This window comes from Thermicanus aegyptius DSM 12793 (assembly GCF_000510645.1).
GTDB lineage: Bacteria > Bacillota > Bacilli > Thermicanales > Thermicanaceae > Thermicanus > Thermicanus aegyptius.
In genome coordinates this window covers 3,265,906-3,278,814 of sequence record NZ_KI783301.1, presented here as the reverse complement: position 1 = coordinate 3,278,814, position 12,909 = coordinate 3,265,906, and the positions used below count along the sequence as shown (strand labels likewise).

The window sequence follows — 12,909 nt, the reverse complement described above, 5'->3', positions numbered from 1 at the left end:
GAAGTGATTTGGATAAGAATCGATGAACCCTAATAAATGAAAGGATGTATTCAATGTTTGGAAAATGGTTTGAAAAAAAGAAGGAAATTCAGATTCTCTCGCCGATGACTGGGGAGAAAGTGGCCATTACGGAGGTTCCCGACCCCACCTTTAATGAAAAGATGATTGGTGACGGTGCAGCCATCTTGCCCTCATCAGGGGAGGTTCTCTCTCCGGCGGAGGGTGAGGTGATACAGGTTTTCCCCACGATGCATGCCCTGGGAATACGCACCCTCTCGGGACTTGAGATTTTAATCCACGTGGGCCTTGAGACCGTCGCCCTAAAAGGGGAAGGGTTCCAAGCTCTGGTAAAGGCGGGAGAGAAGGTGAAGGCCGGTACCCCACTCCTGCGATTTGATCTGAAAAAAATAGAGGAGAAGGCGAATCCCATCTCTCCAATTGTGATCACCAACATGGATTGGGTAGAAAAGTTGGAAATTCTTCCCCACAAACCCCTTAAAGCCGGAGAAACCCCTCTCATGCGCATCACCCTAAAATAACTTCTTTATGATTTCCTTTTCACCCCCGGATCTTGAAAGGGAATGGGCAGAAGAGGTTAGAAAACGTTAAAATCATCATGCAAGCTGATTCGGGAAAGGAAGAAAATCCCCGAAGGAGTGAGGAAGTCATTATGAAGTGGAGAATTGTAAATCATTATGCTGAGCTCAGCCGCCTGGCAGCGGAGATGGTGGCGGAACAGGTGCGGAATAAGCCGACCTCTGTTTTAGGGCTGGCCACCGGGAGTACACCGATCGGAATGTACGGAGAGTTGTCGGAGATGGTGAGGCGGGGGGAGATCTCTTTAAAAGGAGTAACCACCTTTAACCTGGATGAATATATCGGCCTCACCCCGGATCATCCCCAGAGTTATCATTACTATATGAACGAGCACCTCTTCAGCAAAGTGGATCTCCTTCCTGAAAACAGGCATATTCCCTATGCCGAAAAAGGAGAGTTCTCCGACGAGGAGTGTAAGGCGTGCGAGGAATATGACCGGCTCATTGAAGAACGGGGTGGGATTGATCTCCAAATTCTTGGGATAGGTCATAACGGCCATATTGGATTTAATGAACCTTCCCTATCCCTTGAGGTGGGGACCCACGTGGTGGCTTTAACGGAGGAAACCCGGGAGGCGAATGCCCGTTTCTTTCGGAGTATCGAAGAGGTGCCCACGCATGCCATCACCATGGGAGTAGGGTCGATTATGAAGGCGAAGCGGATTCTCCTCCTTGTGAGCGGTGCCGATAAAAAAGAGGTTTTGGCACGCCTGTACGCTGAAGGGGTTACCACGGAACTTCCGGCCTCCCTCCTACACCTCCATCCGGATGTAACCGTGATCGCCGATCAAGAAGCGGCCGGATGGTTGCCGGTAGAGGAAATCGTAAAAGAAGAAACGTAACCCAGAAAATAAATGAGTGAGGGAAAATCAATGGGATGGAAAGCAGGATTTATAATTCCAACGGAGAAAAATAAAAGATGTGGGTGTGAAAAAATGAAAAGGAATTGAATAGGAGTGGAATCATGTACCGGCTGATTGCCACAGATATGGATGGGACGCTGCTCCACACGGACGGTAAGCCTTCCCAGGATACGCTAGAAGCGTTTCATTGGCTGAAAGGGAAAGGGGTTAAGATCGTGGTGGCGACTGGGCGGGTTATTTCGGCCATTCTGCCCCTTCTTCATCCCTTCGTGCCCGATCGGATCCTCACCAGCAACGGGGCGGTCATCTATGCCGGGGAAGGGGAACCGCTTTGGTTTCAAGGAATCTCCCCTCGAACCGCGCTAAGGCTGATCAACCATTTGGAAGAAGGAGGATCAAGGGTCTCGTATTATGAAGTTTTTGGCCATGATGGGACCATTTATACGGAGCGCAAGTTGGAAAAGGCGACCCTGGCGAAGCGCCGAATTTTAAAAAAAGGGGAGATGAAGGGGTGGATCGAAGATGGGAGGATCACCCCTGTTAAGTTCTTCATCGCCGTAAAGCCGGAAGACCGGGAAGCGTTTCACTCCTCCCTGGAAGATAGGGTACGGGGGGAGCCGGTTCATCTCACCTTTTCGGGAAACGACAATGTGGAAGTGGTGGCGGAAGGCGTATCCAAATCCAGCGCCTTAGAGAGGGTGTGCAGGGAATGGGGGATTTCCATGGAAGAGGTGATCGCCTTTGGTGACAGCGGAAACGATGTGGAGATGATTGAACGGGTGGGACTTGGAGTGGCCATGGGAAACGGGGTGGAGAAGGTAAAGAAGGTGAGTCGGCTCATCACTTCCACCAATGATGAAGATGGCATTCTTCCTGTTTTACATCGGTATTTTAGACTGGATCGATAATTTCTTTCGGAGCCTAAGGAGTCGCATTAACCGGCCGTTTGTTTGATAAGCGATATCACCCTTTCTAAAGAATTTCCTTGATCGCTCTGGTTCATGGCTTCAATATAACGCTGCCGATTTTCATAAAGGTGAAGAACCGCTTCGAGAAAGGAAGAGGGGGTAAGCTCTTCCTCCATCAGGACGGAGGCATACCCGTGACGGGCGAAAGACTCGGCGTTTAAAATCTGATCCCCCCGGCTGGCGGAACGGGAGAGGGGGATGAGAAGCATCGGTTTTTTCAGGGAGAGAAATTCATAGATGGAATTGGCGCCTGCCCTGGAGACGACCAAATCGGCCAAGGCGAGGAGATGGGGGAGTTCCTCCCGTACAAATTCGTATTGTATGTATCCCCTTTTGGAAAAACGGGGATCAATGTTTCCTTTCCCACAGATGTGAACCACCTGAAAACGGGTGAGCAAGGAATCCAGGCTTTCCCTCACCACCTGATTAATCCGCTTTGAACCGAGGCTTCCTCCCATGATGAGGAGGACCGGCCGGGAGCGGGTAAAGGAGGTATCGCTTAGGGCTTTGGACGAATTTCCTTGCCGCAATTCTTCACGAACCACCGCCCCCACATGAACCACCTCTCCCTTTTTGATGAACCTCTCCGTTTCGGGGAAGGTGGTCAGAATCTTGGAGGCGAAAGGCATGGAGAGGCGGTTGGCAAGACCGGGAGTATAATCCGATTCGTGGATCAGGATGGGAACCCGGTGCAGCCATGCCCCGAAGATGACCGGAACCGCGACGAAGCCACCCTTGGAAAAGAGGACATTCGGATTGATCCTTCCGATGATGCGGTACGCTTGAAAGGCGCCTTGAATCACCCGGAAAGGGTCCTTAAAGTTATTCCAGTCAAAATAGCGGCGCAATTTTCCGGTAGCGATCGGAAAATAAGGAATGTGGGGAAAAGAGTGTGTGATGAGCTGACGCTCAATCCCTTTTTCAGAACCAATGTAAGAGACTTCCCATCCTTCGTTAAGGAAAGAAGGAATTAACGCCAGATTCACCATCACATGGCCTGCGGTGCCACCGCCTGTAAACAAGATTCGTTTCGCCACGATCCCACCCTCTCTGTATCCGTAAATGATAGGGGTTCCTTATTAGTCTACCACCTTTTATCGCAGATTCAACCTGATCCCAATTCATACCTCTCTCCAAAACCGCAGGATCCCCAATCCCTCTTAGATCCTGTTTTTTTATACATATGGAAATGATGGATTCGCGAATGTTTTCTCCCTTTTTGGAACGTTTTCGTGGGATTGCGGGAAGCCGGGAATGCATCGGTCCGATTCATCCGCTACCAATCGGTTTTCCTTCAGGTATGAAGGAAGGAGAGGTGGTATTTCATAGGGGGGCAGGGTATAATGGGAAGAGAACGAACAAAGGAGAGTTTGGCTAATGGAAATCGATGAACAGGCCCTGCAAGAGGACCTTGAAGCTTGTGATGAGGGGCAATGCGGACCCGGATGCCGCCAGGGTCATGTCCCCCCATTGATCAAGGAAGACCTCACCAAGCGAATGAATCGGATTGAAGGACAGATCCGGGGAATTAAAGGAATGATCGAGCGGAACGTTTATTGTGACGATGTTCTGAATCAGATCTCCGCCGCCCAATCCGCCTTAAATGCGGTAGCCAGGATCTTGTTAGAAAGCCACATGAAAACCTGTGTATTGGAGAGGCTAAAGAATGGAGAGACGGAGGTGGTGGAGGAATTTACGAAGACCATCTCCAAGATGATGAAGTAGATTGTATACGGTAGTAGGGTATGGTATAATAAAGGGGCAGTATCATTTTTATGAAAAGGAGAGTCATGAGAGATGGTGAAGGAAACGCTGACGGTCCAGGGTATGAGCTGCCATCATTGTGTCATGGCCATTGAAGGAAGCGTAGGGAAGCTGCCGGGGGTCTCCTCTGTGAAGGTTCACCTGAAAGAAGGAAAAGTGGACGTGGAATATGACCCGAACGTAACGACAAGGTCGAAGATCGAGGAGACCATCGTTGAGGAAGGGTATGAGGTTGTGGCATAACGTTAAAATTGAATAAAGAAATGGAAAGGGACTGTCCAAAAAAGGTAGCTGACTTTTTGAACAGTCCCTTTTTGAGTATCCTGTAAGAAACAGGGAAAGTAAAAAAGGGTGGTCCGTTTCCCAATGAGGAGAGGGTACATAGTTGGGTGTAACGACAGATTCTTTCTTTCCTTACACAAAATATACGAAATTAATGGAAGAGTTTAAATAGTTTACATTAGATATGCTTTATCCTAAAATGGGAGATATAAGAAAATATGAGATGGGCGAGGGATTATTGAAGTAAAGCAGGTTGTTTGCGGATAAACGGCGGAATGTTGGGGAATTGCCGGAAATATTGGAATGAAAACGATGTGATAATGGGGGTGAGGTGATGAGAAGACCCACTGAAATGACCGTGCGCCAAGCTTGGAGAAAGAGAATGGGAGGGATGCTTCTCTTCATTTTGTTGATCGCTTTGGCCGCCTGCCAAGGAGGTGATAGGGAATCCAATCCCAATGGGTCTTCCCCCTCCCATGGGGAACGTTTCGGCACGGAACCCTTACCGAACGGGGACCCTTTGCCGGGCGTTGATCCGACCCCGGAGAACGGAGAAGGACTTTCCTCCGCCATTCCCTATCGGGTGGAGGTGGTGGCCGAGCGCCTGAATGTCCCATGGTCCCTTGATATCGCTCCGGATGGGCGCCTCTTTTTTACGGAACGGCCGGGGAGGATACGGGTCATCGAAGATGGAAAACTTAGGGAGGAACCGGTCTTTTCATTTACGGATCCCTTTTGGAGCGAGGGGGAAGGGGGGCTTTTGGGGCTCGCCCTGGATCCCCAATTTGATAAAAACGCCTTGATCTACGTGTACCACACATATCGGGAGAACGGCGAAATCAGAAACCGGGTGCTTCGTTTACGCTTGAAAGGCGGCCAGGCTGAAATCGATAAGGTCTTGCTGGACAATATACCGGGGAATCGCTTTCACAACGGAGGGAGGATCAAGGTCGGCCCCGATGGGTATTTGTACATGACCACCGGAGATGCGTATCGGCCGGAATTGGCCCAGGATCTTTCCTCTTTGGCAGGTAAAATCCTGCGAATCGCCCTCGACGGGACTCTTCCTCCGGATAACCCTTTTGATTCGTCGCCGGTCTATTCGTGGGGCCATCGCAACCCCCAGGGGTTAGCCTGGCATCCCTTCACCCATGCGCTCTTTAGTTCCGAACACGGACCTTCCGCCCATGATGAAATCAATCGCATCGAACTGGGAGCCAACTACGGCTGGCCGAAGATTAGAGGGGACGAGAAAGGAGAGGGAACGGAACACGGAGCGAACCTAAGGGTGCCGCTTCTCCACAGCGGGGAAGAGACGTGGGCGCCGTCGGGCATGACCTTTGTGAGCCGGGGCCCGTGGCAAGGCGATCTCCTGGTGGCTAATTTGCGCGGTGAACAGGCGCTTAGAATGACGATCGGCGATTCGATGGAGATCGCCGGTGTAGAGTCTTTTTTTAAGCAAGAATTCGGACGCCTTCGCGATATCGTCGAAGGTCCGGACGGTTCCCTATATCTTTTGACCAATAACCGGGATGGAAGAGGAAAAATTGGCCAAGGGGACGACAAAATCATTAAATTATCACCGAACACCCCCATCACACCAAGTCCCTGAGGATGCTTGGTGGAATCCAAAGCATGGAAGTAGATGCTAGATTCGGGAGAAATATGCAACCATAAGCCTCATATGTCAATATGATTTACTTTTTCCTCCGGTAATAGGTGCCGCTTGCCGTTGCCACCAGTTCGCCGTTTTCATCAACCACCTTGCATTCCGTGTAAATCAACCGGTTTCCCCGAGAGACCACGAGAGCGTCGGCGGTGTATTCATTCCCAAATGCAGGGCGCAGGAAGTTGATTTTCATCTCAACGGTGACGGCCAGCTGCTTTCCCAGTTCATCGGCGCCTGCAGCCGCGTTGCACATGGCGGAATCGATCAGCGTTGAAATCACTCCTCCGTGGATCGCCCCGAAACTGTTTCGCATCAGATCGGTGGCCGACATGGTAATGCGAAAACGATCTTCTTCCATTTTCTCTCGCTTGAACTGGTAAAATTCATCCAATGGCTGTTGGATCATTGACCGGTCCTCCCTTGTGTTTGAAAGTTCTGATACCAAAAAACAAAACTCTCCCGCTATCTCGCGGGAGAGGGCCGTTTATGCTCCTTGATGACGAGGTTTCCAACGGTTCAGGAAGAGGGTGTTGGTCACGACCGAAACGGAGCTCATAGCCATGGCCGCCCCGGCCAGGACAGGGTTTAAGAGACCGAAAGCGGCCACGGGGATAAGGACCACATTATATCCGAACGCCCAGAAAAAGTTCTGGTAGATTTTCCTCATGGTGGCCCGGGAAAGCTGGATGCTCTCCACGATGGAAAGCAGGTCTCCCCGCATCAGGGTGATGGGGGCGGCCTCCATCGCCACATCGGTCCCCGTTCCGATGGCGATCCCTACATCGGCGGCGGCCAGGGCAGGGGCATCGTTAATTCCGTCTCCCACCATCGCCACCCTCTTCCCCTCCTTCTTCAGCTTCTCCACTTCCAGGGCTTTGTGTTCCGGCAATACCTCCGCCAGAATGCGATCCACACCCACTTCATCCCCGATCGCCTTCGCCGTGCGGGCATTATCCCCGGTGATCATGATGACCTGAATCCCCATCTTTTTTAATTCCTGTATGGCTTGCGCGGAGGTTTCCTTCACCGTATCCGCCACAGCCACATATCCCAGGAAGATTCCTTTCTTCCCCGCCATCATGACCGTATTTCCCTTCCCCTCCAATTCCTCTATTCGGGAAAGATGGGGTCTGTAGGGGATTTCTTCCCGATCCATCAGTTTTTTATTTCCCACAAAGAGTTCTTCATCATTTATGGTTGCACGGATCCCATAGCCGGGAATCGCCTCGAAATTGGTCAATTGATAGAGGGAAATATTTTTCTCCCGGGCCCGTTCCAGGATCGCCTCTCCCAGGGGGTGTTCCGAACCCTGCTCGGCGCTTGCCACTCGGCGGAGAAGCTCCTCTTCTTCACCGTCGGCGGCAAAGAGCTCCGTCACCTCCGGTTTACCTTTCGTGATGGTTCCCGTCTTGTCGAGAACGACCGCATTCACCTCTTTTAACAGCTGCAGGTGTTCTGCGCTGCGGATCAGGATCCCATGTTCCGCCCCCTTTCCCGTCCCCACCATGATGGCGGTAGGCGTGGCCAGCCCCAGGGCGCATGGGCAGGCGATGACGAGTACGGCCACGGCGCTGATCAGCGCCGCATTAAAATCGACGAAGAAATAGGTGAGGAGAAACGTAACAAGGGCGATGCCGATCACGATGGGGACGAAAACGCCGGAAATGGCATCCGCCAGGCTCTGAATCGGCGCTTTTGACCCTTGCGCTTCTTCCACCATGCGGATGATCTGGGCGAGGGCCGTCTCGCTCCCCACCCTGGTTGCTTTCATCGTGAAGGAGCCATGTTTATTTAAGGTAGCCCCGGTGACGGGATCGCCCACTCCTTTCTCCACGGGGAGGCTTTCCCCGGTGAGCATCGATTCGTCGATGGAGGTCCTGCCCTCAACGATCTCCCCGTCCACGGGCACCTTTTCCCCCGCTTTCACCAGGAGGAGATCTCCCACCTTCACTTCCTCGATGGGAATCTCCACGGTTTCACCATTTCGTACCAGGTGTGCCGTCTTCGCTTTGAGGCCCATCAGTTTCTTGATCGCGTTGGAGGTTCTTCCCTTTGCTTTGGCTTCCAGCAATTTTCCTAAGATAATCAGGGTGATCACCACGACCGAGGCCTCAAAATAGAGCCCATGGCGAATATTGAGGAAAAGAAGAACGGTGCTGTAAAGATAAGCGGCCAGGGTTCCCAACGCCACCAGCACATCCATATTGGCGCTTCCTCCCCGAAGAGCATTGTAAGCCCCTCGGATGAAGCGCCAACCGATGGTAAACTGAACCAAGGTGGCGAGGACCCACTGAAGTGGGCCCGGCATCATAAAAAAGGAATATCCCGAGAAATCGCTGATCATCTGAAGGAGGAAGGGAATAGAGATGATGGCGCCGAAGAGGAAAGCATTAAACTCTCTCCGATACCGCTTTTCCCGTTCCTCTTCTTCCGTTCGGGGAGAGACGTCTGCGGCAGGTTTTGCTCCATATCCCGCTTTTTCTACGGCGGCCACAAGTTGGCTGATCTGGGTCTGGGCCGGGATGAAGGTAACGCTCGCCTTTTCGCTGGCCAAATTTACATTGGCACGTAAGACGCCGTCCACCTTCTTCAGTGCCTTCTCCACGCGATTGGCACACGCCGCGCAGGTCATCCCCGTAATGATGAGATCCACTTTCTCTTCCAACACACCGTATCCCGTCTTTTGCACCTGCTGGATGAGAGCCTCCAGGTTGGTTTTGGCGGGATCATAAACCACCGTCGCTTTCTCGCTGGCCAAGTTTACATTAGACAGGGAGACCCCTTCGATCTTCCCGAGATTTTTTTCTACGCGGGTCGCGCACGTGGCGCAGGTCATGCCGGTAATGTTGAGGGTGATGCGCTTGGTTCCCTCAGTCATGGAAACCTCCTCCTCCTTCTTCTCTCTTCCTATATGGTTCACATAAACGAACTTGACTATAAATCGTAGGGGTTTGCATATACCCATACGGGGTATGTGTTTATTATACAAGGTCTGCCGTATAAATTCAAGGGAGAACCGGCCGCGAAGACATGAATCGATTCACGCGTGTTCAACGAAAGAGAAACGAAAGAGAGAGGATCCGTACCGTGTGGGAGGAAATCGATTGTCTGGGAATTTTCCCTGATGTATGATAGGAGAAAAGAAAGAGGTGAGCGGATGGAAAAGGTAATTCGCTGCGCTTGGACCACCCAAGATCCTCTCTATATCGCATATCATGATCGGGAATGGGGAGTTCCGGTTTATGACGATCGCCTCCTGTTTGAGTTCCTCGTCCTGGAAGGGATGCAGGCGGGTCTAAGCTGGTTCACCATTTTGAAGAAGAGGGAAGCATTTCGAACCGCTTTTGATTTCTTTGATCCGGAGAAGATCGCCCTTTATGATGAAAGAAAAGTGGATGAACTTCTTTCCGATCCATCCATCATCCGAAATCGGAGGAAGATCGAAGCGGTGATCCATAATGCCAGGGCCTATCGAGCCGTGAAGGAAGAGTTTGGCACCTTTAGGGAGTATATCTGGTCTTTCGTGGGGGGAGTCCCGAAGATCAACCATTGGAGAAGCTTAGGGGATGTGCCGACCCGAACGGTGGAATCGGACGCCATGAGCCGGGACATGAAAAGGAGAGGGTTTCGTTTCGTAGGTTCTACTTCTTGTTATGCCTACATGCAGTCGGTAGGCATGGTGATGGATCATACCACCGATTGTTTTCGATATAAAGAACTTAGGGACAACGGGAAGCTTGTATGAAGAAAGGGATGAGGGAAGGGATGAAAACCTTTCGGGATCCGGTTCATAATATCATCCAGTTTGACAAGGTAGAGGAACGGCTCCTGCTCGACTTGATAGATGCGCCTGAGTTTCAACGCCTGCATCATATTAAGCAGTTGGGATTTTCCTTCCTCACTTATCCGGGAGCGGAACATACCCGTTTTTCCCATTCCCTCGGGGTGGTTCACCTGATGAAACGTTTTCTGGACAAGATCATCCAGGAGACCCGTGGCGAAGCACGGCGCTATGCGGAGGAGCTTAAGGAACGTCGCCTTCTCGCCCTTGCGGCAGCCCTCCTTCATGACATCGGTCATGGGCCTTTTTCCCACGCGTTGGAGAAGACGACCAATCTCCGCCATGAACATTGGACCATCGCCATCATCCTGGGCAATACGACGATCCACCAGATCCTGGAGACTTACCGGACCGGCTTTGCCCAAGAGGTGGCCGATGTGATCCAGCGTACCCATTCGTCCCGTGCGGTGGTAAAGCTCCTCTCCAGCCAGCTTGATGTGGATCGGATGGATTACCTTCTCCGGGATGCCCAGATGACCGGAGCAGGATACGGACGTTTCGACCTGGAGTGGCTGATTCACACCCTCCGGATTGGGGAGATGGACGGGGAGGTTCAGGTGGGCCTTGATCGGGAGAAAGGGCTTTCCATCGCGGAAGATTTCATCATGGCCCGCTATTATATGTTTGTCCATGTTTATCTGCATAAGACGACAAGAAGTGCAGAACTTATGATCGACAAAATCTTTGAAAGGGCGGTAGAATTAGAAAAAAAGGGGGAAATGGTTCTACCGGAAGAGTTGAGCAAATTGCTCAACCAAAAAGGAACGTCCGGAATCCTCCCTCAGTATCTTTCGCTCACCGATTATACCCTATGGTACTATATCAGCCAATGGCGGAAGCATGAGGATCCCATATTGCGGGATCTCTCCCGGAGAATCCTGGACAGAGACCTCTACAAATCCATCTCGATTCCGTATGATATGCCTACCCTATTTCAAAGGGTGAAGGAGATCGCCTCAAAGCTGAACCTATCTCCTCCTATGGATAAATACCTCTTCCTGCGGGACGAGGCGAGCGGCATCCCCTATAAGGATCCGTACCTTTCCCAATCGACGGTCACAGGGGAGAAGGAATCGGAGCGGGAGGCGTCGGAACGGGTCATTCTTTTTGACGAGGCAGGGAGAGGGGAGGAGCTTTCCGAGATCTCCGATCTGGTCCGGTTGATCCGGAGCAAACGGCTCTCCATCCAGAGGATTTACGTGCCGAAAGAGATCAAGGTTGAACTTTTAACAGGGAAAGAGGGGTAATTCCTGATGTTTCATTCTACATATCGACTTCTTAAGTTCTTTGCTGTGGCCGGGGAGATTAAAGGTAGGAAGAAATTGCAGAAGATGATCCACCTCTTGTCCGCCCATGGGGAGGAGTTCCGTTATCCTTACGAGTACCACTACTACGGCCCTTATTCCGCCTCTCTTCAGGAGGAGATCAACGCATTGGTGGAACAGGACCTGCTCGCGGAGCGGCATGAGGAGGAGACCTACCTCTATTCCCTGACGGGAAAGGGGATTGCATTTAAGGAAAGTTTGGAGGAGGAGGGGGGATATCGGTTTCCCCTTGATGAGAAGCTGGTTGGAGAGTTAAACGGAGAGAGCGCCACTTTTCTGGAAATGGTGAGCACATACGCCTATCTCCTTGATTCCGGATATGGGATGGAACAGGCGAAAATGAAAGCGGAGGAGCTGAAACCCCACCTCGCCGGCCACTTGGAGGAAGCGGTTCGCTTTTATCACGAAAAAATAAAACCCACGGCATCCCGCGACTAAACTTGGTCCATAGAACGGATCGTTTTTTGCAAAAATGATCGAGATCAGGAAACATCCCAAATTTGCGCAAATCAAATCTTGCGCCGGTTGTGTAAAGAGGTTATAATCTAGTAATAATCGTTAAGTTATCATCCATCGATATACGTTTATTAAAAAATAGACTTTAAGAATTTAGTACGCTTGTTTAAAATTTGGATGTATGGAGCGCAGCTTTTGAAATCTTTATATTCTGTAATTGAATAAATCCAACAAAACTCAGATAATGTTTAAAACTTCTTCTCGCAAAATTTTTTTACAATCAAAGCAATGTTTGAAGTTGCTCAAACGAAGCAGGAGGAACGATCGGTGTGATTCGATTAGAAAACGTTAATAAATACTTTGGCCATCATCACGTGCTAAAATCGATCAATTTGACAGTGAACACAGGAGAGAAATTGGTTGTGATTGGACCCAGCGGGTCAGGGAAAAGTACGCTCATTCGATGCATGAATCTTTTGGAAAAACCGAGCGACGGCAAAGTGATCATTGACGGGGTGGATATTACGGCACCCAAGGCGCCGGTGACCGAGATCCGCCAATCTGTCGCGATGGTGTTTCAGCAGTTTAATCTTTATCCCCATAAAACGGTTTTGGAGAATGTGACCTTAGCCCCCATTTTGATCAAAAAAGTTCCCAAAAAAGAAGCGGAAGAGACGGGAATGGCTTTTCTCGAAAGAGTTGGGTTGGCGGCCAAGGCCAATGCGTACCCTTCACAGCTATCGGGAGGGCAACAGCAGAGGGTGGCGATCGCCCGGGCGATGAATATGAGGCCGAAAATCATGCTGTTTGATGAGCCCACTTCCGCACTGGATCCCGAGATGATTCAAGAAGTGTTGGATGTCATGATCGACCTGGCTCATGAAGGGATTACGATGGTTGTGGTCACCCATGAGATGGGATTTGCCCGCCAGGTGGCTGATCGGGTCATTTTTATGGATGATGGAGAGATTCTCGAAGAAGGGTCTCCGGAGCACTTCTTCACCAACCCGAGCCATGAACGAACGAAGTTATTTCTGAGCCGGATCTTGCGTTTATCCCATTCTCAATCAAGTGATCAACGCGGTGAAAAAGAAAGGGTGTAGGCCTGATAAAACTCAGGATTACAATATATCGATAAGGAGGAT

At 50.8% G+C, this 12,909-nt stretch carries 13 protein-coding genes; 10 read left to right on the top strand and 3 right to left on the bottom strand.

Annotated elements, in window-relative coordinates; genetic code table 11:
- The first annotated feature begins 53 nt into the window (after window positions 1-53).
- The 3 genes from THEAE_RS0117475 (at window position 54) to THEAE_RS0117465 (ending at window position 2,367) form a co-directional block, all read left to right on the top strand.
- Complete coding sequence (locus tag THEAE_RS0117475) at window positions 54-539, top strand: PTS sugar transporter subunit IIA (protein WP_028988312.1); 486 nt, start codon at window positions 54-56, stop codon at window positions 537-539.
- Window positions 540-670: 131 nt separating this feature from the next.
- On the top strand, window positions 671-1,438 hold the full coding sequence (gene nagB, locus THEAE_RS0117470) for a glucosamine-6-phosphate deaminase (protein ID WP_028988311.1): 768 nt from the start codon (window positions 671-673) through the stop codon (window positions 1,436-1,438).
- A 122-nt stretch (window positions 1,439-1,560) separates the two neighbouring features.
- Window positions 1,561-2,367, top strand: a complete 807-nt coding sequence (locus tag THEAE_RS0117465; RefSeq protein WP_028988310.1) for a Cof-type HAD-IIB family hydrolase — start codon at window positions 1,561-1,563, stop codon at window positions 2,365-2,367.
- A 26-nt stretch (window positions 2,368-2,393) separates the two neighbouring features.
- Here the strand turns inward: THEAE_RS0117465 and THEAE_RS0117460 are convergent, their stop codons facing one another.
- Complete coding sequence (locus THEAE_RS0117460) at window positions 2,394-3,464, bottom strand: undecaprenyldiphospho-muramoylpentapeptide beta-N-acetylglucosaminyltransferase (RefSeq protein WP_005585751.1); 1,071 nt, start codon at window positions 3,462-3,464, stop codon at window positions 2,394-2,396.
- 340 nt (window positions 3,465-3,804) lie between these two features.
- Here THEAE_RS0117460 and THEAE_RS0117450 point away from each other — a divergent pair, with 340 nt between their 5' ends.
- From THEAE_RS0117450 to THEAE_RS0117440, 3 genes are all read left to right on the top strand, one after another.
- Window positions 3,805-4,152: a metal-sensitive transcriptional regulator gene (locus THEAE_RS0117450; protein WP_028988309.1), complete on the top strand. Its 348-nt coding sequence runs from the start codon at window positions 3,805-3,807 to the stop codon at window positions 4,150-4,152.
- 72 nt (window positions 4,153-4,224) lie between these two features.
- Window positions 4,225-4,434, top strand: a complete 210-nt coding sequence (gene copZ, locus THEAE_RS0117445) for a copper chaperone CopZ (RefSeq protein ID WP_005585749.1) — start codon at window positions 4,225-4,227, stop codon at window positions 4,432-4,434.
- Between the two features lie 373 nt (window positions 4,435-4,807).
- Window positions 4,808-6,085, top strand: coding sequence for a PQQ-dependent sugar dehydrogenase (locus tag THEAE_RS0117440; RefSeq protein ID WP_245605585.1), 1,278 nt, complete (start codon window positions 4,808-4,810; stop codon window positions 6,083-6,085).
- A gap of 85 nt (window positions 6,086-6,170) precedes the next feature.
- On the opposite strand, the gene THEAE_RS0117435 is transcribed toward THEAE_RS0117440, so the two are convergent.
- On the bottom strand, window positions 6,171-6,548 hold the full coding sequence (locus tag THEAE_RS0117435; RefSeq protein WP_039944534.1) for a PaaI family thioesterase: 378 nt from the start codon (window positions 6,546-6,548) through the stop codon (window positions 6,171-6,173).
- 78 nt (window positions 6,549-6,626) lie between these two features.
- A complete protein-coding gene (locus THEAE_RS0117430) occupies window positions 6,627-9,020 on the bottom strand; it encodes a heavy metal translocating P-type ATPase (protein ID WP_028988306.1) in 2,394 nt (797 codons plus the stop codon).
- A 279-nt stretch (window positions 9,021-9,299) separates the two neighbouring features.
- On the opposite strand from THEAE_RS0117430, the gene THEAE_RS0117425 reads away from it, so the two are divergent.
- The 4 genes from THEAE_RS0117425 to THEAE_RS21635 all read left to right on the top strand — a co-directional run bounded on the left by THEAE_RS0117425 (window position 9,300) and on the right by THEAE_RS21635 (window position 12,867).
- On the top strand, window positions 9,300-9,887 hold the full coding sequence (locus THEAE_RS0117425) for a DNA-3-methyladenine glycosylase I (RefSeq protein ID WP_005585744.1): 588 nt from the start codon (window positions 9,300-9,302) through the stop codon (window positions 9,885-9,887).
- Between the two features lie 20 nt (window positions 9,888-9,907).
- Window positions 9,908-11,230 (top strand): HD domain-containing protein, encoded by a 1,323-nt coding sequence (locus tag THEAE_RS0117420; RefSeq protein WP_028988305.1) that lies wholly within the window; start codon window positions 9,908-9,910, stop codon window positions 11,228-11,230.
- A gap of 6 nt (window positions 11,231-11,236) precedes the next feature.
- A complete protein-coding gene (locus THEAE_RS0117415; RefSeq protein ID WP_028988304.1) occupies window positions 11,237-11,746 on the top strand; it encodes a hypothetical protein in 510 nt (169 codons plus the stop codon).
- Between the two features lie 341 nt (window positions 11,747-12,087).
- Window positions 12,088-12,867 carry an amino acid ABC transporter ATP-binding protein gene (locus THEAE_RS21635; RefSeq protein WP_425426432.1) on the top strand — a complete coding sequence of 260 codons (780 nt, stop codon included), beginning with the start codon at window positions 12,088-12,090 and terminating at the stop codon, window positions 12,865-12,867.
- The last annotated feature ends 42 nt before the right edge of the window (window positions 12,868-12,909 follow it).

Coding starts and splice junctions, on each gene's coding strand:
- nagB (WP_028988311.1), top strand. CDS start 671: ATGAAGTGGAGAATTGTAAATCATTATGCTGAGCTCAGCCGCCTGGCA.
- THEAE_RS0117465 (WP_028988310.1), top strand. CDS start 1,561: ATGTACCGGCTGATTGCCACAGATATGGATGGGACGCTGCTCCACACG.
- THEAE_RS0117430 (WP_028988306.1), bottom strand. CDS start 9,020: ATGACTGAGGGAACCAAGCGCATCACCCTCAACATTACCGGCATGACC.
- THEAE_RS0117435 (WP_039944534.1), bottom strand. CDS start 6,548: ATGATCCAACAGCCATTGGATGAATTTTACCAGTTCAAGCGAGAGAAA.
- THEAE_RS0117450 (WP_028988309.1), top strand. CDS start 3,805: ATGGAAATCGATGAACAGGCCCTGCAAGAGGACCTTGAAGCTTGTGAT.
- THEAE_RS0117475 (WP_028988312.1), top strand. CDS start 54: ATGTTTGGAAAATGGTTTGAAAAAAAGAAGGAAATTCAGATTCTCTCG.
- THEAE_RS0117440 (WP_245605585.1), top strand. CDS start 4,808: ATGAGAAGACCCACTGAAATGACCGTGCGCCAAGCTTGGAGAAAGAGA.
- THEAE_RS0117425 (WP_005585744.1), top strand. CDS start 9,300: ATGGAAAAGGTAATTCGCTGCGCTTGGACCACCCAAGATCCTCTCTAT.
- copZ (WP_005585749.1), top strand. CDS start 4,225: ATGGTGAAGGAAACGCTGACGGTCCAGGGTATGAGCTGCCATCATTGT.
- THEAE_RS0117420 (WP_028988305.1), top strand. CDS start 9,908: ATGAAAACCTTTCGGGATCCGGTTCATAATATCATCCAGTTTGACAAG.
- THEAE_RS0117415 (WP_028988304.1), top strand. CDS start 11,237: ATGTTTCATTCTACATATCGACTTCTTAAGTTCTTTGCTGTGGCCGGG.